General features: G+C 62.3%; 19 protein-coding genes. 8 read left to right on the forward strand and 11 right to left on the reverse strand.

Translation table 11 applies throughout. The features are described from left to right. Window positions 1-547: 547 nt before the first annotated feature. On the reverse strand, window positions 548-1,354 hold the full coding sequence (locus tag KUV41_RS13385) for a helix-turn-helix transcriptional regulator (RefSeq protein WP_206938142.1): 807 nt from the start codon (window positions 1,352-1,354) through the stop codon (window positions 548-550). Between the two features lie 359 nt (window positions 1,355-1,713). Between KUV41_RS13385 and KUV41_RS13390 the strand changes: the two genes are divergently transcribed. Further along, window positions 1,714-2,010, forward strand: a complete 297-nt coding sequence (locus KUV41_RS13390) for a hypothetical protein (protein WP_222163159.1) — start codon at window positions 1,714-1,716, stop codon at window positions 2,008-2,010. 288 nt (window positions 2,011-2,298) lie between these two features. Here KUV41_RS13390 and KUV41_RS13395 read toward each other — a convergent pair whose 3' ends face one another. The 4 genes from KUV41_RS13395 to KUV41_RS13410 form a co-directional block, all read right to left on the reverse strand. Beyond that, window positions 2,299-3,183: a DNA replication terminus site-binding protein gene (locus KUV41_RS13395; RefSeq protein ID WP_206938147.1), complete on the reverse strand. Its 885-nt coding sequence runs from the start codon at window positions 3,181-3,183 to the stop codon at window positions 2,299-2,301. Window positions 3,184-3,187: 4 nt separating this feature from the next. Then, on the reverse strand, window positions 3,188-3,424 hold the full coding sequence (gene yacG, locus KUV41_RS13400; protein WP_222163161.1) for a DNA gyrase inhibitor YacG: 237 nt from the start codon (window positions 3,422-3,424) through the stop codon (window positions 3,188-3,190). A gap of 179 nt (window positions 3,425-3,603) precedes the next feature. Next, window positions 3,604-4,206 carry a dephospho-CoA kinase gene (coaE, locus tag KUV41_RS13405; protein ID WP_222486509.1) on the reverse strand — a complete coding sequence of 201 codons (603 nt, stop codon included), beginning with the start codon at window positions 4,204-4,206 and terminating at the stop codon, window positions 3,604-3,606. A 48-nt stretch (window positions 4,207-4,254) separates the two neighbouring features. After that, window positions 4,255-5,094: a prepilin peptidase gene (locus KUV41_RS13410; RefSeq protein ID WP_222486510.1), complete on the reverse strand. Its 840-nt coding sequence runs from the start codon at window positions 5,092-5,094 to the stop codon at window positions 4,255-4,257. 181 nt (window positions 5,095-5,275) lie between these two features. On the opposite strand from KUV41_RS13410, the gene nagZ reads away from it, so the two are divergent. After that, window positions 5,276-6,289, forward strand: a complete 1,014-nt coding sequence (gene nagZ, locus KUV41_RS13415) for a beta-N-acetylhexosaminidase (RefSeq protein ID WP_206938162.1) — start codon at window positions 5,276-5,278, stop codon at window positions 6,287-6,289. A 22-nt stretch (window positions 6,290-6,311) separates the two neighbouring features. Beyond that, a complete protein-coding gene (locus tag KUV41_RS13420) occupies window positions 6,312-6,890 on the forward strand; it encodes a hypoxanthine-guanine phosphoribosyltransferase (protein WP_206938164.1) in 579 nt (192 codons plus the stop codon). A gap of 173 nt (window positions 6,891-7,063) precedes the next feature. Here the strand turns inward: KUV41_RS13420 and KUV41_RS13425 are convergent, their stop codons facing one another. Then, window positions 7,064-8,773 carry an AMP-binding protein gene (locus tag KUV41_RS13425; RefSeq protein WP_222486511.1) on the reverse strand — a complete coding sequence of 570 codons (1,710 nt, stop codon included), beginning with the start codon at window positions 8,771-8,773 and terminating at the stop codon, window positions 7,064-7,066. A 137-nt stretch (window positions 8,774-8,910) separates the two neighbouring features. Beyond that, window positions 8,911-9,384, reverse strand: coding sequence for a MerR family transcriptional regulator (locus KUV41_RS13430; RefSeq protein ID WP_222163165.1), 474 nt, complete (start codon window positions 9,382-9,384; stop codon window positions 8,911-8,913). A 460-nt stretch (window positions 9,385-9,844) separates the two neighbouring features. On the opposite strand from KUV41_RS13430, the gene KUV41_RS13435 reads away from it, so the two are divergent. The 5 genes from KUV41_RS13435 to KUV41_RS13455 all read left to right on the forward strand — a co-directional run bounded on the left by KUV41_RS13435 (window position 9,845) and on the right by KUV41_RS13455 (window position 15,991). Further along, window positions 9,845-11,011, forward strand: coding sequence for an acyl-CoA dehydrogenase family protein (locus KUV41_RS13435; protein WP_206938179.1), 1,167 nt, complete (start codon window positions 9,845-9,847; stop codon window positions 11,009-11,011). A 112-nt stretch (window positions 11,012-11,123) separates the two neighbouring features. Continuing rightward, window positions 11,124-12,251 (forward strand): enoyl-CoA hydratase/isomerase family protein, encoded by a 1,128-nt coding sequence (locus KUV41_RS13440; RefSeq protein ID WP_222486512.1) that lies wholly within the window; start codon window positions 11,124-11,126, stop codon window positions 12,249-12,251. A 168-nt stretch (window positions 12,252-12,419) separates the two neighbouring features. After that, window positions 12,420-13,328, forward strand: a complete 909-nt coding sequence (mmsB, locus tag KUV41_RS13445) for a 3-hydroxyisobutyrate dehydrogenase (RefSeq protein WP_222486560.1) — start codon at window positions 12,420-12,422, stop codon at window positions 13,326-13,328. 219 nt (window positions 13,329-13,547) lie between these two features. Next, window positions 13,548-14,729 (forward strand): acyl-CoA dehydrogenase, encoded by a 1,182-nt coding sequence (locus KUV41_RS13450; RefSeq protein ID WP_222484626.1) that lies wholly within the window; start codon window positions 13,548-13,550, stop codon window positions 14,727-14,729. Window positions 14,730-14,752: 23 nt separating this feature from the next. Then, on the forward strand, window positions 14,753-15,991 hold the full coding sequence (locus KUV41_RS13455) for a CaiB/BaiF CoA transferase family protein (RefSeq protein WP_222239420.1): 1,239 nt from the start codon (window positions 14,753-14,755) through the stop codon (window positions 15,989-15,991). A 50-nt stretch (window positions 15,992-16,041) separates the two neighbouring features. Here KUV41_RS13455 and KUV41_RS13460 read toward each other — a convergent pair whose 3' ends face one another. The 4 genes from KUV41_RS13460 to KUV41_RS13475 form a co-directional block, all read right to left on the reverse strand. Continuing rightward, on the reverse strand, window positions 16,042-17,214 hold the full coding sequence (locus KUV41_RS13460; protein ID WP_222486513.1) for a DUF1513 domain-containing protein: 1,173 nt from the start codon (window positions 17,212-17,214) through the stop codon (window positions 16,042-16,044). Between the two features lie 4 nt (window positions 17,215-17,218). Continuing rightward, on the reverse strand, window positions 17,219-18,277 hold the full coding sequence (locus KUV41_RS13465; RefSeq protein WP_261396048.1) for an imelysin family protein: 1,059 nt from the start codon (window positions 18,275-18,277) through the stop codon (window positions 17,219-17,221). Continuing rightward, window positions 18,274-19,692, reverse strand: a complete 1,419-nt coding sequence (locus tag KUV41_RS13470) for a di-heme oxidoredictase family protein (RefSeq protein ID WP_409995808.1) — start codon at window positions 19,690-19,692, stop codon at window positions 18,274-18,276. Before KUV41_RS13470 ends, KUV41_RS13465 begins: the two co-directional genes overlap by 4 nt. 131 nt (window positions 19,693-19,823) lie before the next feature. Next, a complete protein-coding gene (locus KUV41_RS13475; protein ID WP_222163170.1) occupies window positions 19,824-21,104 on the reverse strand; it encodes an imelysin family protein in 1,281 nt (426 codons plus the stop codon). Between the last annotated feature and the right edge of the window lie 233 nt (window positions 21,105-21,337).

Raw genomic sequence — 21,337 nt, forward strand, 5'->3', positions numbered from 1 at the left:
GTGGTATTGAGAGGAGGGGGCCCGAGATTTGGCCCCTGTGGCGTCCAGGCAGGGCCGCCAAGGCTGTGTCCATTGTGTTCTTGGATGTATCGCTATATGTCATGGCGTGACATTGCGCTGACAGCATATAGGCGTGGCCGTGTAGCAGGTCAGCCTGATCGCCGTAGCACGATGCCTGCTGTCCGTTGCCTGGGGGAAAGGTCAGGGGTGCAACTGATACAGAGGGGACAGTCGCCTTGGATGTCCTGAAGGTCGTTATCTGGGCAGTCGTCCTGGCTAGCGCCAAGGCTATTGTTGGGGCAGTGGCTCGGGTTGTAGAGTGGCGTAGATTGCTGCAAGCGCCTCGTATTCCCCGCTGTCTGCTTGTGGGTAGCCCCTTGTGGGTAGCCCCTTGTGAGTAGCCGCGTGTGGTAAAGGCAGTGTACAGCCCTCAGTGGTGGCTGACGGTGGCAGCGACGGCGTGAAATTCTGGTATGATGACCGCAGAAAAAAGTGGCCACCGAGGTGGCCACTTCAAGGGAAGGCATGAATGTTGGTTCGCGGAAGGTCAGTCTTCCTCGAGTAGCGGCAATCTCAGTTCCAGCCCATACTTGCCTTTGACCAGTTGCGGTGCCTCACCGCTGAGGTAGACCCCGTGTTCAGACAGTCCTCTGCAGGCCATGAACAGCATTGCACTGGTGAGGTGTGAACTGTCCTCAAGGGTGATGCAGGCATGACGCTGCGCCGGCAACATGACGAGTCGGAAGGGCAGCGGTAGCGCCAGGCGGTGGGCATGTTCCTCGTCGACATGGACTCCAAGGTCGATACGCGGGGATTCACTGGCCAGCGGATGGTCATGCAGGATGGCGATTGGCGCTGCGTTGGTGAGGCGTGCCGGCAGATCGTAGGCGCCTTCTGCATTGCGTTGCCAGTTATCCAGGTTCTCGATGATTTCCGGCGGCTGATACAGACGGGTGACCGCGGCGCGGCGCAGAGGCAGGTCTGCCATCTTGACCGAGAAGTGAGGCAGGTTGTGGCGCTGGCGGTAGAGTTCCAGGCGCTGATTCTGACGATATTCGCGGGGGGCGACGCGATAGCGGCGCTGGAAGGCGCGAGTAAACGCCGAGTGGTTGCGATATCCGCAGCGCCTGGCGATATCATGGACGCCGTGTGGCGTGTGGATCAGGAGCCTGGCGGCTTTTTCCAGTCGCAGCATGTCGCGATAGGCGCTGGGCGAGATGCCAAATGACTGGCGGAAGCGCCTGCGCACCTGAGATGAGGAGTACCCCATACGGGTGGCGAGGTCTTCAATACTGAGCTGGCTGTCCAAGGTCTCCTGGAGCCAGATTTCGGCGCGCATCATCTCGTTGAACATGGTCATGCCTCCCTGAACCATCGCGATGGACCTGACCCCTTGCTGGGTCCTCGGAGGACGAATCCGAGCGTCTGTCCCGTGGTCATTGTTACCGGGACATCCATCTGTCCCGAAATATAATGATGAAAGTTTGTTGCGTTAAGATACATCCTGTTACGTAGTTATGCAGTCTAGCCACTTTGGTTGGCAAGTGCAATGTGCCGTTTTGATTGTTTGTGCACAAAAATCCTGTGCCATTTGAGCAGTTAAGATACTGTTATAGAGGAAGAAATCGCGATTTCTTGGTCCTTTTTTGATACGCTGGTTTGCCAGCATGCTCGATTCGGCTTATCCCTGTTGATGTTAACGACTGGTAACAAATGAAATCTCAGAGTTCCCCCAAGCCTATGGACGAACGCGAAAAACTGCGCCGCTTTCGTGAGTTGGATGATGCCTTCGCGGAAGCGCTTCGCAGCCTGGACAACCCGAGCAAGGCCGCCGAGATTCCCACCGGACCGCCTGTGCGCACCATTGACAGCGTTGAGGAAGAGGAGCGCCGGCAGCGTGAAGAAGACTTCGAGCGTCGCTTGCATGCGTTGATTCAGGAATACGCTCAGAGTCCGGAAACCGTCGCCGAACTCGTCACGCTGCTGCAATCCATGGGGCGCGTGGCCTGATAGCGGTGCCCGCCGGAGCCGGCAGTGGTCAGGTCATCTTTCGCCTGTTGCGTCTCGGTAGTGACGCGAGTGATTACAGTTTGTGACATGATGGCCCGACTGTGCTGTTTCTGCAGTCGTCTTGGGCGACGACTCCTTGTTGGATATTCCGCAAAAGAATGTCAGTGAAATCGCACGCATAAGTCGCACTGACGTCGCCAAGGGGAGTATCGACCCTGACTGGCCTGGCGTCTGCCGCCTTGCTGGCGCACAGGCAGTGGTTGCTGGCGGCACGGAGTGCTGGTGCGATCAGCGGTAGCGGTAGGCTCTCAGACTCGGCAGAAAAGGTGTGTCTTCGAGGCGCTCGTCGCTGCGTCGAGCGCGCTGACGCTCCAGTGGCGGGGCAAGGGGAGGCAGGTTGTGTCGTGGAAGGTGCTGCTGCGGCAGGAAAAGCGGTAGGGCGACATTCATGGCTCGCCGCATGCGGCCGTCAGTCAGTGGCTCGTGATAGAAGAGATTGGCGCGCATCAGCGGCGCCTGGCGTTGCACCTGTGCCAGCATCTCGCTTGAGGGAATACCCGCTAAACGCTTCAGTTGTATGCGGATATGGGCTGCCTCGCTGTCGAGTGCCAGCAGTTTCTGCTCCGCATCGGCCACACTGATCCGCTTGATCGACCTGCCGCTGCTGTACCATGCCAATCGCACGCGATCCACGGAGGCCTCGGCCACGGGGACGTGGCGCCATGCCTGTTTGAGGTGAAGACGGGCAAGGCCCGCACCGCCTAGATGCTGGTTGAGGTCGGGATGTCGCTGGGGCAGCCGAGCCTTGATCTCTGCCATCAACTGCGGCGAGTGCTGACGAATCTCTGCCAGTTGGTGGGACAAATCACTCTTGGCCTCATTCAATCGTTGCGCAGCGGCGTAGGTGGCGTCGTCGCAGCAGACCAGTCCAACGTGGCTTTGGGTGACTCGGCCATCCTGGCCGTCGACATACCATAGGTCGAGCAAGGACTGGCGAAGCCACTCAGGATCCACCTTATCCCTGCCAAATGCCCATCCGCCGAGCCCGGACGCCGCCCAGGCATCGGCGACCTGATGCGCCCTGTCTACCAGGCGATCAAAGGCCTGATCGAGTGCCGCGAGCCATTGATAGGACGGCGCTGAGGCTGACGTGTCGTGCCCATCGCGTGGCATTGGCTCAGTCCTGCTGGTACAGGTCGCGTTCTGCCCGCGCAACCCATTCGTCAATACTGGTTTCGTCCATCGCGGGCTCTCCCGCAATACGATGGCTGCCGTCGGCCCAGGCGCCCAGGTCGAGCAGCCGGCAGCGTTTGCTGCAAAAAGGCCGAAACTCGTTGTCGCTGGTCCAAAGCACCTCTTTGCGGCACTGGGGGCAAGCGACCTTGAGTGGCCCCTGGGATGCCGTGTGGGACATGTTGGGTCTCCTTGTGTCAGGTGGTGGGGCTTGGCACCGTCTTCAGCGGTGCTCGCCATGTGTCTCGGAACGCGGTTGGGGCGTGAGTCTGGACCTGCGAATGGCTATTCGCCAGTACTATTCTCCAGTGCTATTCGCCAGTGCTATTCGCCAGTGCTATTCGCTCAGCATTAGCCGTATCAGCTGCCCGCCATGGCGCGGTAGCGTCCATCCAGCGCTTTTACCGCGTCGACTAGTGCGCTGAGATCCCCTTCGTTGACGAGGACGTCATCGGCGAGAGAGAGGCGCTTTTCTCGCGGCATTTGTGAACCCAGGATAGCCTTGGCCTGGTCAGCATCGATCTTGTCGCGGGCCATGGCGCGTTCCATCTGGACGCCCTCGGCCACATCGACCACAAGCTTGCGCTGGACCATGTCGGCTTGACCGGACTCAAACAACAGCGGAGAAACCAGCAGCACGTAGGGGCTGTCCTGCTGTTGCAGCAGGGCCAGTCGTGTGGTCAGCCGTTCTCTGATCCGTGGGTGGGTGGTGACTTCGAGCCAGCGACGTTCCTTTTCGTTGGCGAAGACGATGTCACGCAGTGCGCTGCGGTCGAGACGACCTTCACGGTTGAGGATGGTGTCACCGTAGCGATCGACGATGGCCTTCAAGGCCGGTTCACCGGGGGCCACCACTTCACGCGCAATGTCATCGGCGTCGACCCACCTGACACCAAGCTCGCCGAACAGTCTTGCGACAGTCGATTTTCCTGAAGCGATACCGCCCGTCAATCCAATGATCATGCCGCCATTACTCCATTGTTGCCTTTGTGACGACCCGCATGGGTCGCATCATGCGCCAAGCATGGCCTTGTACGTCAACAGCATTTCTTCGCCCGCCAGCAAGGCCAGGCCGCCAGCGATGACCAGGGAGGGCCCGAAGGGCAGCGCCTGTCCTTTGAGATGTGGTCTTTGCCACTGTACCAGCAAGCCCGAAATCACGCCCACTACCGCGGCGACAAGAACGACCAGGGGCAGCAGCTGCCAGCCCAGCCAGGCACCGAGGGCGGCGAGCAGCTTGATGTCGCCACGCCCCATGCCTTCACGCTGGGTGATGGCGTAGTAGATCGCACCCACGGCCCACAGCACGCCATAGCCTGCCACCACCGCGATGACCGCGTCTGCCAGATGCGCGGGGCTGAATAGTAGCTGGTAGAGCAAACCTGCCCATAGCAGCGGAAGGGTCAGTGCGTCCGGCAGTAACTGGGTGCGCAGATCTATGACCGCCAGTGCCAGCAGGGTCAGGCAAGCCGCGAAGATCCATAGCGCGCTCCATTGCAGTCCGAACAGCTTAAGGCAGGTCAGCGCCAGAATGGCGCTGGCCAGTTCGACCAGCGGATACTGGACGCTGATACGTCCCTTGCATACAGCGCATCGACCGCGGCGCTTGATCCAGCCCAACAGGGGCAGATTGTCGTGCCATGCGATGGGGTGTCCGCAGCGGGGACAGCATGAGCCGGGGCGGGCCAGTGAGATGGGAGCCTCGATGTCATCCTCAAGCTCCAGAGCGGCACGTGCCTCGGTGCGCCACTGCTGCATCAGCATGACGGGCAGGCGGACGATGACGACGTTCAGGAAGCTGCCCAGGCAAAGTCCCAGGGTGATGACGATGATGGTGGTGATGACATCCATAGGCAGCAGTGCGGCTCCAGCAGCAGGCAAATCGAGAGAACGGACCCTGAGGTCCGCGGGTGCTATTCTATCGTCGCTGCCATGGGTTGTCTGTGGTCGTGCCTGGCATTGCGCTGTCGGGGTGTCACGACGTAGCCCATTGGTCTAGAATCGTTCCCTTTTTTCCGACCAGGTAAGCGACATGACCCAGACATTCGGACCTGTGATGCTGGATCTCGATGGCCTCGAGCTGTCGGCCGAAGAGCGCGAACTGCTTCTGCATCCCGCCCTTGGCGGAGTCATCCTGTTTGGCCGCAACACCCATGATGCCGATCAAGTCAGGGCGCTGTGCCGGTCGATCCGAGAGCTGCGTCCCGGCCTTCTGCTGGGGATCGACCAAGAGGGTGGTCGCGTGCAGCGGCTCAAGGAAGGGGTGACGCGCTTGCCGCCCATGTCCCGGCTGGGTCAGGAATACCGCAGCGCGCCCGAGGTGACCTTGCGCCTGTGTCAGGATGCCGGCTGGTTGCTTGGCATGGAGATGGCGGCCTGTGGGCTGGATCTCAGCTTTGCTCCGGTGCTGGATGTCGATGTAGGCCTCTCGTCGGTGATTGGTGACCGCAGCTTCGATGCAGATCCCGAGGTGGTGGCGCGGCTCGGTGGTGCCTTTATCGAAGGGCTGCACGAGGCGGGCATGGCGGCCGTCGGCAAGCATTTTCCGGGGCATGGTGGGGTCAAGGCGGATACCCATCACGAGGTCGCCCGGGACGAGCGGAGTCTCGATCAGCTGCGTCAGCACGACCTGGTGCCCTTCGAGCGCCTAGCCGGCAAGCTGGATGGCATGATGCCGGCTCACGTGGTCTATCCGGCGTTCGACCCTCGTCCGGCGGGCTTTTCGCCCTCCTGGTTGGGAATGCTGAGGGAGACCCTGGGCTTCAAGGGCACCATCTTCTCCGATGACTTGACCATGGCAGGGGCGCAGGTCGCCGGTGGCCCCGCTGAGCGCGCCAAGGCTGCTCTGGAGGCCGGTTGCGACATGGTGCTGGTATGCAATGACCGTCCAGCTGCCACGGCGGTGCTTGATGCCTGTGTCGATCAGGCGCCGCGCAGGGCCTCGCGTCTTCGCTATGCCCGAGCCCGCCCCGACCTTGATGCCCTGTCTGCCTTGTCGCGTTGGCGCCGTGTCCACGCGCGCCTGGCGGCGATGACTTCTGATTGATGAATGAAACGAGCTGACTGATATGCCGAAACTTGATCCTGCCCATAGCGCCTCACGTGATGACATGCGTGAGGTAATGGACACCGCCGACTGCCTGATCAGTCATGATGAGGTAGAGCGTGCGTTGGACCGCATGGCGGAAGAGATCACCCGGGACCTGGGTGACAAGCTGCCGGTGTTTTACTGCGTGATGAACGGTGGCTTGATCACCACGGGACATCTGTTGCCCCGGCTCGGGTTCCCGCTGGAGGTGGACTACCTGCACGCCACGCGTTATCGCGGCAAGACCCGCGGCGGAGAGCTGTTCTGGCGAGTGTCGCCAGAGATCCCCATGGCCGGCCGTGATGTGGTGATTGTCGATGACATTCTCGACGAGGGCGCGACCCTGGCGGCCATTCTGGACTATTGCCGTGAGGCAGGGGCCAAGAGCGTGTCTACAGCCGTGCTGGTGGACAAAAGCCACGATCGCAAGGCGGTGCCGGGCCTCAAGGCAGATTACTGCAGTCTGGAAGTGGCCGACCGCTACGTGTTCGGCTTCGGCATGGACTTCAAGGGTTACTGGCGCAACGCGCCGGGGATTTTTGCTCCCAAGGGCATGTAGACCCGCCTGCAGATATCCAGGCCAGGCCCGCCCGCCTGGCCAGACAAAAGGCGTCCCATTGATGGGGACGCCTTTTTTGCGGGTGGGGCTGAGCGATTGAGTGTCAGCGCTTGAGTTTCAGTGCTTGAGTGTCAGTGCTTGAGTTTCAGGGAGTGGCCCACGAGCCAGGGGGCTTACAACCCTAGTTCGTCGGTGGCTTCCTTGCGCATCTTGAACTTCTGAATCTTGCCGGTGACGGTCATCGGGAACTCGTCGACGAACTTTACGTAGCGGGGCACCTTGTAGTGGGCAATCTTGCCTTTGCAGAATGCCTTGAGAGCGTCTTCATCGAGCTGCTCGCCCTCGCTCAGCTTGACCCAGGCCATGACCTCTTCACCGTACTTGCGATCCGGCACGCCGATCACCTGCACGTCCGAAATGGCGGGGTGGGTATACAGAAAGTCCTCGATTTCGCGCGGGTAGATGTTCTCGCCGCCACGAATGATCATGTCCTTGATGCGTCCGACGATCGAGACATAGCCCTCGTCATCCATGGTCGCCAGGTCGCCGGTATGCATCCAGCCTGCCGCATCAATGGCCGAAGCTGTTGCCTCTTCATTGTTCCAGTAGCCGAGCATCACGCTGTAGCCGCGCGTACACAGTTCGCCAGGTTCACCCCTGGGCACGACGGCCCCGCTGTCAGGATGCACCAGCTTGACTTCAAGGTGAGGATGAATGGTACCCACGGTGGTCACGCGCTTGTCCAGCGGGGCGTCAGTGGTGGTCTGCAGGCTGACGGGGCTGGTTTCGGTCATGCCATAGCAGATGGTGACGTCCTGCATGTTCATCTGATCGATGACGCGGCGCATGACTTCGATGGGGCAGATGGAACCCGCCATGATGCCGGTGCGCAGTGACGACAGGTCATAGTGCTTGAAGTCGGGATGCTCCAGCTCCGCAATGAACATGGTGGGCACGCCGTACAGTGTCGTCGCCTTCTCCTCGGACACCGCCGCCAGAGTGGTCTCCGGGTCAAAGCCGTCGGCGGGGTAGATCATGGTGGCACCATGTGTCACGCAGCCCAGGTTACCCATGACCATTCCGAAGCAGTGGTACAGCGGCACCGGGATGACCATCCGGTCCTGATCGGTGAGGTTCATGGCCCGTGCCACAAACATGCCGTTGTTCAGGATGTTGTGGTGGGAGAGGGTGGCGCCCTTGGGGGCCCCGGTGGTGCCGGAGGTGTACTGAATATTGATCGGTTCATCGAACTGCAGGCCCGCCTGGACCTCGGCAAGCTCCGCCGCGCTGACTTCTTCCGTGCGATCGAAGATGCGCGGCCATGCCAGCATGCCCGGGAGTGCCTTGTCGGCGTCGAGGCAGATGACGCGCTTCAGCTCTGGCAGGCCCTTGAGCGTCAATGGTCCCGCCCCTGGGATATCGTGAAGCTCGGGCGCCAGTTCCGCCAGGGTGGCCACATAGTCCGATGTCTTGAAACTGCCCTGCAGGATCAGGGTCGAGGTGCCGGACTGCTTGAGCGCGTAATCGAGCTCATGGGTGCGGTAGCTGGGATTGATATTGACCAGGATGGCGCCGATCTTGGCCGTGGCGAACTGGGTGATCGTCCATTCGGCGCAGTTGGGCGACCAGATCCCGACTCTGTCGCCTTTCTTGACGCCCATCGCCAGCAGCGCTCTGGCAGCCTGGTCGGTCACTTCTCTGAGCTGCTGCCAGGTGTAGCGCAGTCCCTGATGTCGACTGATGAGGGCGTCCTGGTCAGGGAAGCGAGCGACCGTCTCGTCGAAGCAATCACCAATGGTCTGGCCCTTGAGAGGCTGGTCGCTGATCCCGCTCACATAGCTGGACGGGATCCTGGGGGCTGAATGGGCGGTCTGGCGTGTCATTGTGGGTCTCGTTATGTCGTCGGGTTGTGCTGGATGTTGTCGTTATTGATGGTCAGGTCGTCATTGGCCGACGGGTTGCTGAGGCCGGGGCGAGTCGGCTGAGGTTCGGGCTCAGCTTCAGCCTCTAAGTGAGAGCATCACTCGTCCAGCTGATCGAGAGCCTCTCTGGCGCGCCGGTCAACGTCGTCCATCTCCAGGCGCATCAGGCGTATGTCCTCAAGCTGACGATCCAGTTCAGCGCGTTTTTCGGCGATGATTTCCAGAAGTCGCTTCAACTGGCGCGCATTTCCGTCGGGCATGGCGTCGTACATCATGACCACTTCGCGAATCTCGGCCAGGGAGAAGCCAAGACGCTTGCCTCTCAGGGTCAGCTTCAGCCGCACGCGATCCTTCTCGCGATAGATGCGCTTCTGTCCTTCGCGTCGAGGCGCCAGCAGCCCTTCCTGCTCATAGAAACGAATGGTGCGGGGGGTGACTTCGAACATCTTGGCCAGTTCACCGATGGTGTAATGGCGAGACGTCACGGAGACCCCAGTAGAGCTCTTCGCTGTTTGCCCGGCGCTGGCAGCCCCGGGGCGAGTGGTAGAGGGGGCGCTGGCAGGTTTGCTCATGATGCGTTGTCCTGTTGAGGGACCCGATGTACTGGAGTCCTTGGAAGAGACACTAGTCAAAGTTGACGTTAACGTAAAGTGAATGTTGCTGGGTCGGTGACGACCCTTACCATGCAAGGCCAGGGTCCCGTACTCGCCAACCAGGCGCTGGCAGGGCTGGCGTTTGAGGCTATTGGCCGACACATGGCGTGAGCGATATCGACGGTGTGTACGACTATGGATTGATAGGTACAAAACCAAGCAAGTGCTAGGTTGGGGCCGCATAAGGTGCCCGTAGCAGCGCCGTCATCGCGAACACCCCGACGAGCCTGTAGTCGCTGAGCCGCCTGTCGCGCAGTCCCCATGGCTCACGTTGCAGGGGCTTGGCGCAGGGCGTCGTCGGTAGGCTGACACGGGCCGATCCAACATGAATATCCAGGGATGTGGCGGCCACCGCCATCCTGGAGACGAGGAAGCTGTCATGGACTTTGCTCTCACCGATGACCAGAAGGCCTTGGTGGCCGCCGCAGCGGATTTTTCACGTGTCGAGCTGGCCGATCATGCGGCCGAATGGGATGCTCAATCACACTTTCCCGTGGATGTGATCCGGCGTGCTGGAGAGGCCGGTTTTCTTGGCATCTATACCCCTGAGGAACAGGGCGGGCTCGGGTTGTCGCGCCTGGATGCCTCGCTGATCTTCGAGCAGCTGTCCCAAGGCTGCATCGCCACCACCGCGTATCTCACCATTCACAACATGGTGACCTGGATGATCGCCAATTGGGCGGTTGACGAGGTGCGCAGTCAGTATGTGGAGGCCATGGTCAGCGGTGAGCTGCTGGGATCCTACTGCCTCACCGAGCCAGGTGCCGGTTCTGACGCGGCCAACCTGCGAACCAAGGCGGTGCGTGATGGCGATCATTATGTCATTGATGGCGCGAAGATGTTTATCTCTGGTGCCGGTGCTACTCAGGTGCTGGTGGTCATGGCACGCACCGGGGCAGCGGACAGTGGTGCCCGTGGCGTATCGGCCTTCGTCGTGCCGGCCGACGCACCGGGCATCAGCTACGGCAAGAACGAAGACAAGATGGGCTGGAAGAGCCAGCCGACGCGGTTGGTCAGCCTTGATGGCGTGCGCGTGCCGGCCAATCATCGCTTGGGCGAGGAAGGAGAAGGGTTCCGGTTTGCCATGAAGGGGCTGGACGGTGGCCGTCTCAACATCGCCAGCTGTTCACTGGGCGCGGCGCAGCACGCGCTGACGCTGGCGCGCAATTATCTGGGTGAGCGCAAGCAATTCGGGCGTGAGCTGGCCTCCTTCCAGGCGTTGCAGTTCAAGCTGGCAGACATGGCGACCGAGCTGATGGCCGCTCGCTTGATGGTGCGCCAGGCCGCCTGGCGATTGGATCAGGCCGACCCCGAGGCCACCGCGCATTGCGCCATGGCCAAACGCTTTGCCACCGACATCGGTTTCAAGGTCTGCAACGAGGCGCTGCAGCTGCATGGGGGCTACGGTTATATCAGGGAATACCCCTTGGAGCGCCTGGTTCGTGATACCCGTGTCCATCAGATCCTTGAGGGCACCAACGAGATCATGCGACTGATCGTCGGTCGTCGGCTGCTTGCCGATGGCGTGATCGAAGCGCTGCAGTAAGCGTCGCCGATACATCTAGCCCTGCGCGGTTGGCCATGCCCAACGTCGCGGTATTGCACTGCGGCAAGGCATTTCACTACCGCAAGGCATTTCACTACGGAGAGTATCTTGCATGCATCAGGATCTGGTCAGATTTCAGCGGCGACCTGCAGCGGGTGGCGGCTGTGTCGGTATCGCAACCCTTAACGCGCCCAAGGCACTCAATGCCCTGTCGCTGGAGATGATCGAGCAGCTGGATGAGCGTCTGGAAGAGTGGGCCCAGGATCCCGACGTGCACGCCGTCTGGCTGCAAGGGGAGGGTGACAAGGCATTCTGCGCCGGGGGCGATGTGGTCGCTCTGGTGCGCGAGTTGCAGCGCGAGAAAACGCAGCGGGTCCAGCCAGGTACCTACGCCACCCAGTATTTTGCCGCCGAGTACCGGCTTGACTACCGTCTGCACACTTACCCAAAACCGCTGCTGGTATGGGCCGACGGTATCGTCATGGGGGGAGGCCTGGGGCTGACCGCCGGTGGCCGCCATCGTCTGGTCACCGAGACCACGCGCATCGCCATGCCCGAAGTGACCATCGGGCTGTACCCGGATATCGGGGCCAGCTGGTTCTTGAACAAGATGCCTCCCGGCGTAGGCCTGTACCTGGGCTTGACCGGTGCCAGTATTAACGCGCGTGACGCCCTGGATCTGGGCATGGCCGATCGATTCGTGCCCAGGGAGCGCGGTGACGAACTGTTGGACGCCTTGTGTGACTGCCACTTCGCCGCCGGTCACGTGGTCGATGCTGAGGCACTGGTATGCGAGGTGCTGGCCCGCTTTGAATCACCCGAGCAGGCTCCCGCAGCGCAGGTCTGGCCGCATCTCGATCACCTGCGTTGGCTGGTGGGCAAGGGGCGGGTCGAGGATGCCGTCGCTGCCATCACCGCCGATCACAGTGACGACGCCTGGCTCGCCGCCAATCGCAAGCGACTCACCCAGGGATGCCCGCTGACCGCGCACCTGGCGTGGCACATGCTTAAGCGACATCGCCACTCGTCCCTTGGGGATACCTTTCGGGATGAACTGGTGGTGTCGGTGCAATGCAACGTGCTGGGAGACTTCGCCGAGGGTGTAAGGGCACTGCTGATCGACAAGGACAAGTCACCGCAATGGCGTCACCGGGACGTATCCAGCGTGCCTGCGGCTGATCTGGCGGCCATGTTCGGCGCGCCCTGGGGCAAGGCTCCCGGCCCGCTTGATGACCTGTAGCGGCCCCCAGCAGCGCGCGCCGGCCTCATAGACATATTCTGATGAAGGGGCGGTCGAAGGTTCTGGCGCTTGTTCAAGCAAGACCAGTCGGCGGATCACCCTATCGCCAGCGACAACGAAAACAATGCAAACCGTCCTGAGCACAGCCAGGACATGTGGAGACAGCCAATGCACATTGCCTTTATCGGGTTGGGTAACATGGGGGCCCCCATGGCGGCCAATCTGGTCAACGCGGGTCACCAGGTCTGCGTGTACGATCTCGTAGAAAGCGCCATGGCCGCGCTGGAGCAGAAGGGGGCACGGCGCGGGGTGTCGGCCATTGATGCGGCCACCGGGGCCGACGTCGTGGTATCGATGCTGCCGGCTGGCGCCCACGTCAAGGCGCTGTATCTGGGGCGTGACGGAGAAGCGGGCTTGCTGGATGCCCTGGAAGGCACCCCCTTGCTGCTGGATGCCTCCACCATTTCGCCGGATGACGCACGCCTGGTGGCGGCGGAAGCGGCCAAGCGTGGGTGTACCTATCTGGATGCGCCGGTGTCCGGTGGTATCGGTGGAGCCCAGGCCGGCACCCTGACCTTTATCGTGGGCGGTGACGCAGCAGGCTTCGAGCGCGCCAGGCCGGTGCTCGAGGTGATGGGCAAGAATCTGTTTCACGCTGGCGGCAGCGGAAGCGGCCAGGTGGCCAAGATCTGCAACAACATGCTGCTGGGTATCCTGATGAGTGGCACCGCCGAGGCGCTGGCGCTGGGGGTGAAGAATGGGCTCGACCCCGCGGTGCTGTCCGACATCATGAAGCAGAGCAGCGGCGGCAACTGGGCGCTCAATGTGTATAACCCCTGGCCAGGTGTCATGGAGGGATCTGCGGCCTCGCGTGACTATCAGGGTGGCTTTCTGACGGATCTGATGGCCAAGGACCTGGGGCTTGCCTGGGAACTGGCGCTGGGCTCCCGCTCCAGCGTTCCCATGGGCTCGCAAGCGCGCAATCTCTTCGCGCTGCACAGTGCCCAGGGCAACGGTGGCCTGGATTTCTCGAGCATCCAATCCCTGTATCGCGCCGGAGAGCCAGGTCAGGACTGACGCTTTGGTGTGACGGCTGGGTGATCAAGCGGCACCGCCTGCCCGGGCGGTGCCGCTTTTGTTTGGGGCGCGTTGCGCCGCTCGCGGATGTCCTCAGCGCTTGCCTAGGTTTCAGCATATTGGGGCAGCATCACGTTGGGTTCGACCAAGGTGGTGGTTGGCACCATGGGGAATTAGGTCTACATTTATCCAAAATGTAGACATTTTGGAGTTTGGCTAATGAGCAGCATTACCCCCGTCACCTGGGACGACCCCTTCCGTCTGGTCGATCAGCTGAACGAAGAAGAGCGAATGGTCCAGCAGACCGCTCACGACTATTGCCAGGAAAAGCTGTTGCCGCGGGTGCTCGAAGCCAACCGCCATGAGCATTTCGATCGCGAGATCATGAACGAAATGGGCGAACTTGGCCTGCTGGGCGCCACCATCGACGGCTGGGGTTGCGCTGGCATGAACTACGTCAGCTACGGCTTGATAGCGCGTGAAGTGGAGCGCGTGGATTCCGGCTATCGCAGCGCCATGAGCGTGCAGTCGAGCCTGGTGATGTACCCGATTCACGCCTTTGGCAGCGACGCCCAGCGGGATCGCTACCTGCCTAAGCTTGCCAGCGGTGAGTGGGTTGGCTGCTTCGGCCTGACCGAGCCAGACCACGGGTCTGATCCGGGCAGCATGTCGACGCGGGCCTATCGCACGCAGTCGGGCTGGAGGCTGAACGGTACCAAGACCTGGATCACCAATTCCCCGATCGCCGATGTCTTCGTGGTGTGGGCCCGTGACGAGGAAGGGGTGATTCGCGGCTTCGTGCTGGAGAAAGGCATGCCGGGGCTTAGCGCCCCCAAGATCGACGGCAAGTTCAGCCTGCGTGCATCGATTACCGGTCAGATTGCGATCCAGGACGTCGAGGTCTCGGACGAGCAGCGTCTGCCTGGCGTGCAGGGACTCAAGGGGCCATTTTCCTGTCTCAACCGTGCGCGCTATGGCATCAGCTGGGGCGCCATGGGGGCGGCCGAAGCCTGCTGGCACGCGGCCCGTGACTACACTCTCGAGCGCAAGCAGTTTGGTCGACCGCTGGCGGCGAACCAGCTGATTCAAAAGAAGCTGGCGGATATGCAGACCGAGATTGCCCTGGGTCTGCAGGCCTCGCTGCGAGTGGGGCGGATGATCGACGAAGGCCAGCTGGTGCCGGAAGCGATCTCCCTGATCAAGCGTAACAATTGCGGCAAGGCGCTGGATATCGCCCGCCAGTCTCGCGATATGCACGGTGGCAACGGCATCAGCGACGAGTATCACGTGATTCGTCATGTGATGAACCTGGAAGCGGTCAACACCTACGAGGGCACCCACGACGTCCACGCCCTGATCCTCGGGCGCGCCCAGACCGGCCTCCAGGCTTTCAGCGGTTGAGCGAGAGGGTCACGATGAGCGAGATGTCGACTGCTGCAGCTGCCGCTCCCGGCCTGGGGGCGAATCAACCGCTGTCCGGTGTGACGGTGCTCGACATGTCACGGGTGCTGGCTGGACCCTGGTGCGGTCAGCTGCTGGCTGACATGGGGGCCAGGGTGATCAAGATCGAGCATCCAGGTCGGGGTGATGACACGCGTGGCTGGGGTCCCCCCTGGCACCAGGGGGTGGCGCAGGCTGAACAGGACGTCGAGCGTCAGGCGGCGTACTACCTGTGTGCCAATCGGGCCAAGCAGTCGTTGGCGATCGATATTGCCAGCGGCGAGGGCCAGCGCCTGGTCAAGGCGCTGGCCCGCGGCGCGGACATCGTGCTCGAGAACTTCAAGGTCGGAGGGCTGGCACGCTACGGCCTGGACGCTGCGTCGCTGCGGGCGCTGAATCCTGCCTTGGTGGTATGTTCCATCACCGGCTTCGGTCAGACTGGCCCCTATGCCCATCGGGCGGGTTACGACTTCATGATCCAGGCCATGGGCGGCTTGATGAGCCTGACCGGCGAAGCCGATGGCATGCCGATGAAGACTGGCGTGGCCATCACGGATGTGATGACGGGACTGTACGCTGCCGTTGGCGTTCTGGCGGCACTGAATCGCCGGCGTGACACCGGGGAGGGCAGCCATGTCGACCTGGCACTGCTGGATGTCCAGGTGGCGACCTTGGCCAATCAGGCGCTGAACACGCTGGTCAGCGGTCGTGCACCAGAGCGCTATGGCAACGCCCACCCCAATATTGTTCCCTACCAGGCGTTTGCCTGTCGGGATGGACACCTGGTACTGACAGTAGGCAATGATGGGCAGTTTGCACGCCTCGCTGAACTGCTCGGGCATCCTGAGTGGAGTCAGGGCGAGTACGCCACCAATGAAGGGCGTGTGGCCCATCGCGACGACCTGGTGGCCTTGATCCAGGGCATACTCAGTGGCGATGAACGGGATGTGTGGCTGGCGCGATTCGAAGCCCTGGGCATTCCCGCAGGGCCGATTCACACCCTGACGGAAGTGTTTGCCGATCCCCAGGTGCAGCACCGGGGGATGGCCCGTGAGATCGATGGCGTGCCCCAGGTCGCCAACCCGCTGCGCTTCGATGGCGAGAGTGCCACCGCCGATGTTCCACCCCCCAAGCTCGGCGAGCACAGCGAGCGTGTGCTGGCCGACATGGGGCTCAGTGCAGACGATATCGCGCGACTCAGGCGCGAGGGCATCATTCGCTGAGGCGCCTTGTCCCTGGTATTGCTTCTCAGGTAATACGTGGATGTTGTTGCTCAGGTCAGATGGTTGTCCCAGCGCAGCGGCAGCGAGGCGACCAGGCTATGGTGACCTGACGACGCAAGGTGGTGGACATCACCGCTGCCGGTGGTGATCAGATAGCCGCCGCTGCCGTCGCAGCGAAGCCCGGCAGCATCGTCGATCGGGAGCTCTGCCTGCAGCGCGCCACTGTTTCGGTCGATCAACAGCACGCGATTTCCTCTGGGTGCAGATACCGCTGCAGTGGCGGCAACCTGGCTGACCGCAACACTTGCCGTGTATTGGGCAAGGCCCGCTTGGATCTGGTCGGGCAGTGTCCACTCCTCAAACCCACCATCTGCGGATCGCTTAGCGATCAGCGGGTGGTGGGTTTCCCATTCGGGACCCTGGAATTGATAGCCGACGATGATGCTGCCATCGTCGGCAATATCCAGGTGGCGGCAGCTCAGCTGGTGGTGAGACGGGCGGTGGCGCTCCACAATGTCACCGCTCTGGCGATCGATCAGCAGCAGGGCCGGTGCCATCTCAGCCAGGTTGAGCTTGGCGCGGCCGCTTTCGGGACGGGTCAGGATGCCGCCCAGGGCGACCGCCAGGCTGGCACCGTCGGGCATCAGGCCGATCTCGTGGGGCCCGATACCGTCCAGTTCCCACTCATTCACCAGGCGATAGTGATCCTCTGCATCCCGCACCTGCACCAGCCCCATGGCATCCTCGACGCGATTGGCGGTGAGGTAGAGCCAACGGCCGCTGGGGTCGAATACCCCATGTCCATAGAAGTGGCGCCCGTCACCCGCTTCAATGGTCATCAGCGTCGCTTGATGCGATGCGTCGATGACGTGGAAGCGGTAGCCGGGACGACGTGCAAACAGCACCGCCTGGTCGTGGCCTGGCCGCAGGCAGCCGCCGTGACAGCGCTCTGGCGCTGGCAGCAGAAAATGCTCGCTGCCGTCACGCCGAAGACCCGCCAGGTGATGGCCGCCATGGGTGTCGTCCACCGCGCTGAAAAACCACTCACGCCGCTGCTGCTCGTCGCTGGCCCACAGCGATGTGGGCACACCCGATAACGCAAGGCCAGTCAGGGCGAGTCCCGCACTGGAGCCGACCAGCAGCCGTCGGCGCAGGGGGTCCTGAACCGACGCTGGTCGAGAAGTCGACCGCTGTCTGCGGCCGATGGCTAGCCTCGATGACATGGGATCAGTCTCCGTCGCTCGAGTTGAAACCGCGAACGATACCTAGCGCCGGGGCGATTTCATCGCCGAGCACCTGGCGTAGCTGGGCAACTTCCAGGTAGAGCGTGGCCAGCTGCTGGCGCGCCTGGTCGTCTTGCAGTCCGGCGGCAATCCCTGTGTCCAGTTGACGTGCCTGGTCGAGCGCATCCTTGAGCTGGTCACTGAATGCCGCGGCAAGCTCGTCCTGGTGCTGCTGCGAGAGCCACCGCGCTAGCCCCGGGACGAAGTGATCCTGCAGTCCCTCCAGGGTGGCCGTCGCCAGGGTGATCGAGGCATCACTGCGCCAGGCCTCTGCGCGGTAGCCATTGGCCGGTGCGCCCATCATCCCCAGGGGCTCGCCCAGACGCTTGTCCTCGAGGATCTCTAGGGACTGCAGCGCGGCGTGAACGGTGGCCTCGGAGTAGCTGTCGGTGGCCAGATAGTGGGAGCGGAAGGCTTGCCAATCGCGGTTCAGCTCGCTGGCGACCTGAGCAAGGTGCTGACTGATGGCCTGGGCCAGCGCACAGGCATTCGGCTGCTGGAGCGAGTGCTGCGTCATGGCGTCGTCAAACAGCAGGTACTCCAAGGCAGGGAAGCCCTGCTCGGCAACGCCGGCGGCGGCGATGTCAGCGGGCGTGACCGCCGTCTCCTGACGCAGTCGGCTGGCGATGCGACTGCCGACCAGGTTCTTGTTGTCAGGCCAGAACTGAAGCTGCCAGGCGCGACTGTCGACCTCGATCGGGCCAAAGTCGACGAAGCGGACGGCCTGCCAGGCCTGGTAGGCGTCCAGCCAGTGCGATGCCAGGGCGTCTTGATCGAGCGCATCGCAACCCGGCGTGAAGGCCTCCGCCAGGGACTCGGTGGTGCGGTTCAGCTGCTGGTAACCCTGCTGGATATCGTGATGCCACGTCTCACGGGGCGAAGTATCCGCCTGGTCAGCGAGGGCGGCGCTACTGTACATCGCGACGATCGACGCCAGCGTGGCGCCACCCAATGAAAAGGCGCGAGAAAGTGACGCGAAGGGGGAACGTGAGCGGTACGTCATAGTGAATTCAGGAACTCCAGCAAGTGTGCACGCTCCTGCTGCGCAAGAGCGCGATAACGATCCCGGGCGGTGAGCGCTTCACCACCGTGCCACAGGATGGCCTCTTCAAGGGTTCGTGCCCGGCCATCGTGGAGAAAGCCTGCCTGGGGGTTGACCTGCTGGGCAAGACCGATGCCCCACAGCGGCGGGGTGCGCCATTCGTTGCCATCTGCCTGGTACTCGGGGCGGCCGTCGGCAAGCTCGGGGCCCATGTCATGCAGCAGCATATCGGTGTAGGCCCACAGGGTCTGGCCCGCCAGTTCAGGACGAGCCGTGTCCTCCGGGGTGGTCAGGCTGGGGCGGTGGCAGGCGGCGCAGCCGAGTTCGTTGAACTGGCGGGCGCCGGCCTGTACCGCAGGATCCTGCATGTTCCTTCGCTGCGGAACGGCCAGGCTCGAGGCATAGAAGGTGACAAAGTCGGCCACTTCGTCGCTGACCTCCGGGTCGCCGCCGTCGGGGAAGTCCTCGCAGCCCTGGCCTGGCATGCAGTCGGTAGCGGCGGCCAGACGTGAGGTCAGCCCCATGTCGCCGGCGAAGGCATGCAGGCTCTGCTGTTCCACACTGGGTTCGCCGGCCTTCCAGCCAAATCGTCCCAGCACCGTCTCCTGCTGGCGCACGTCCCAGACGCGATTGGCGCGCCCGGAGATACCGTCTGCGTCGCTATCGTCGGGATCCGCCCACTGCAGCAGCTGGTCCTCGTCCACGACTTCAAGCAGGCCCAGTCCGATCATCGGTGGCGCCACCCGAGGCGAGGTCAGCAGCGTCTCGGGCAGGTCGCCGTAGGCGGGATCCTCGATGTGGTAGGTGGGCACCGCCAGCGTGACCTGGTGGCCATCATCGAAGGTAATCTCTCGGGGCGAGAGTGAGCGAACCATGTCGGCTTCAGGCGTTGCGCCCGGAATTGCCGCGGTTTGCAGCTGACGGCCGTAGTGGGGCACCGGCACAGCGCCGGTTCGCCTGACCAGCTCGTGGTCGTCTGCGGTGGTGGCCGGCACGGATAGCCTCAGGAACAGGGACACCGGTGGTTCACCGTCTGCCGGCGGGTGACCGCGACCGTCCTTGATATGACAGCCCTGGCAGCTGTTGGTATTGATCAGTGGACCAAGGCCGTCACGGGCATCGGTGCTGGCGGGGGCCACGACCCAGGGATTGCGAAAGAAACTGTTGCCGACGCTGAAGTCGAGCCGCTTGGTCATGCTCATGTTGCCCAGCGGCAGCGAGTAGGCGTTGTGGTCGAACTGCTTGACCGAGCCTTCGCCGCCGGAGCGAGGATCGGTCTGGAGTGATGGCTCGCCGCTGGCAAGGACCTGCGTGCCAAGGGTGAGCCCAGCCAGCAAGACTGGCAAGGTACGGTTTAGTGTGGGCATGTGACGCATCTGGCGATTCCTTGACACAGTCAAGCCGCACGCCTTGGCGTGCGGCTTCTCGAGGCGAATGAATCGCATTTCATCATTTAGTTCCTGGCCTGGATGTGATCTACATCAACAAAGCTCCGGCCAGGAGAAGATCAGAAGTCGTGACCGGCATCATCCGGCTCGAGTGAGGTGACGCCAAGCTCGCCCGCGGCCTGCTCGATGGAGACAGTCTGGGTGACCAGGGCAAGAATGGCGTCGTTGACGATGGCCGCACCTTGCTCATTGCCTGGAGCGATCATCATGTCGAAGGTCATGGGCGACTCGCTCTGCTCCGCCGTCTGCTTGAGGGTGCCCAGGGCTGCCATGGAGCTCTCAAGCTGCTGCTCGAGGGTCTGCGCCAGGTCGCTGTCGGTCTGCGCCAGCAGGGCCTCTACACTGGGTCCCTCGAGAACGCTGCCATCGATGCGCTGATATTGGCCGGTGTAGACGTTCTGAATGCCCTTGCCATTGTAGTAGTGCGAGTTGTGGGTGTTGTCGCTGAAGCAGTCGTGCTCGTCTTCATAGGAATTGGCCTCCAGCGCGACCTTCATGCGCTCACCGGCCAGCTCGCCCAGTGACAGCGACCCCATGCCAAACAGAATACGGCGCAGGCCTTCTTCGCTCGGTACGCTGGTCAACTCGCGGCGATAGTTGTCTTCGTCCACCGGTGCCCATTGGGCCACCATCCACTCCAGATCCTGGATCAGCAGCTGGCTGGCGGCTTTCAAGTAGGCGCGGCGGCGATCGCAGTTACCGTTGGTGCAGTCATCGCCAAGGGCGAAGTCGCTGGCCCCACGCTCGCCGGCACCCGGCTCGTAGCCATGCAGGTCCTGTCCCCATAGCAGAAACTCAATGGCGTGATAGCCGGTGGCGACATTGGCTTCGGAGCCGCCAATTTCATTGAGCTCTGCCAGTAGTTCCGGCGAAAGGGTGGAGACGTCGATCTCGTCGCCGCCGACGGTAATCGAGGAGGAGGCGATAATGTTGGCGGTAGCACCGGCGTTGCCGAGCTCATGCTGATAGCCGTCCTGGCTGACGTAATCGATCATGCCCTCGTCCAGCGGCCAGGCGTTGAGCTGGCCTTCCCAGTCATCGACCACGGCATTGCCGAAGCGGAAGACCTCACTCTGCTGGTAAGGAATACGTGCCTCGCGCCAGGCCTTCTTGGCGGCAGCCAAGGTTTCGGAGGTCGGGGCCGCCAGCAGCTCATCGATGGCGACGTCCAGCGCCTTGGCGGTCTTCAGCGCATCGCTGTAGGTGGTGTGTGCCAGGTCAGCGTAGTGGCCGACGACGGCGTCGGCGGTGACATCCTCGGCGGAAGCATGGGAAGCCACGGCCAGAGCACCGGCCGCGATAGCAAGTGCCAGAGGGCGACGCACAAGACGAGAGATCATGGAATTGTCCTTTTCACGAAGGCAGGAAGGAGGCGCTGGAACGCGTCCTTGAAATAGTAACGAGATTGACTCTCATTGCAAGCTGAGCGGCCTGCTGTCGAAGAGGTAAAGGACGTGGGCGAAGCGATAGAGACAAGCACTTGCTGCAAAGATGACGAGTGGACGTCTGTCCGTGGGCCGACAGTCAACCGTGCCGACCGTGAGGCCCATCGGACAGAGAGAGCAGATGTAAC

Origin of the sequence: Halomonas sp. DP8Y7-1, assembly GCF_019801685.1 — a bacterium.
Taxonomy (GTDB): Bacteria; Pseudomonadota; Gammaproteobacteria; order Pseudomonadales; family Halomonadaceae; genus Halomonas; species Halomonas litopenaei_A.

Bases quoted from the DNA above. Each gene is read 5' to 3' on its own strand.
- KUV41_RS13425 (WP_222486511.1), bottom strand. From the start codon at position 8,773: ATGACACGCCAGACCGCCCATTCAGCCCCCAGGATCCCGTCCAGCTAT.
- yacG (WP_222163161.1), bottom strand. From the start codon at position 3,424: ATGTCCCACACGGCATCCCAGGGGCCACTCAAGGTCGCTTGCCCCCAG.
- KUV41_RS13435 (WP_206938179.1), top strand. From the start codon at position 9,845: ATGGACTTTGCTCTCACCGATGACCAGAAGGCCTTGGTGGCCGCCGCA.
- mmsB (WP_222486560.1), top strand. From the start codon at position 12,420: ATGCACATTGCCTTTATCGGGTTGGGTAACATGGGGGCCCCCATGGCG.
- KUV41_RS13430 (WP_222163165.1), bottom strand. From the start codon at position 9,384: ATGAGCAAACCTGCCAGCGCCCCCTCTACCACTCGCCCCGGGGCTGCC.
- KUV41_RS13390 (WP_222163159.1), top strand. From the start codon at position 1,714: ATGAAATCTCAGAGTTCCCCCAAGCCTATGGACGAACGCGAAAAACTG.
- KUV41_RS13395 (WP_206938147.1), bottom strand. From the start codon at position 3,183: ATGCCACGCGATGGGCACGACACGTCAGCCTCAGCGCCGTCCTATCAA.
- KUV41_RS13420 (WP_206938164.1), top strand. From the start codon at position 6,312: ATGCCGAAACTTGATCCTGCCCATAGCGCCTCACGTGATGACATGCGT.
- KUV41_RS13470 (WP_409995808.1), bottom strand. From the start codon at position 19,692: ATGCGTCACATGCCCACACTAAACCGTACCTTGCCAGTCTTGCTGGCT.
- coaE (WP_222486509.1), bottom strand. From the start codon at position 4,206: ATGATCATTGGATTGACGGGCGGTATCGCTTCAGGAAAATCGACTGTC.
- KUV41_RS13440 (WP_222486512.1), top strand. From the start codon at position 11,124: ATGCATCAGGATCTGGTCAGATTTCAGCGGCGACCTGCAGCGGGTGGC.
- nagZ (WP_206938162.1), top strand. From the start codon at position 5,276: ATGACCCAGACATTCGGACCTGTGATGCTGGATCTCGATGGCCTCGAG.
- KUV41_RS13460 (WP_222486513.1), bottom strand. From the start codon at position 17,214: ATGTCATCGAGGCTAGCCATCGGCCGCAGACAGCGGTCGACTTCTCGA.
- KUV41_RS13475 (WP_222163170.1), bottom strand. From the start codon at position 21,104: ATGATCTCTCGTCTTGTGCGTCGCCCTCTGGCACTTGCTATCGCGGCC.
- KUV41_RS13455 (WP_222239420.1), top strand. From the start codon at position 14,753: ATGTCGACTGCTGCAGCTGCCGCTCCCGGCCTGGGGGCGAATCAACCG.
- KUV41_RS13385 (WP_206938142.1), bottom strand. From the start codon at position 1,354: ATGTTCAACGAGATGATGCGCGCCGAAATCTGGCTCCAGGAGACCTTG.
- KUV41_RS13450 (WP_222484626.1), top strand. From the start codon at position 13,548: ATGAGCAGCATTACCCCCGTCACCTGGGACGACCCCTTCCGTCTGGTC.
- KUV41_RS13410 (WP_222486510.1), bottom strand. From the start codon at position 5,094: ATGGATGTCATCACCACCATCATCGTCATCACCCTGGGACTTTGCCTG.
- KUV41_RS13465 (WP_261396048.1), bottom strand. From the start codon at position 18,277: ATGACGTACCGCTCACGTTCCCCCTTCGCGTCACTTTCTCGCGCCTTT.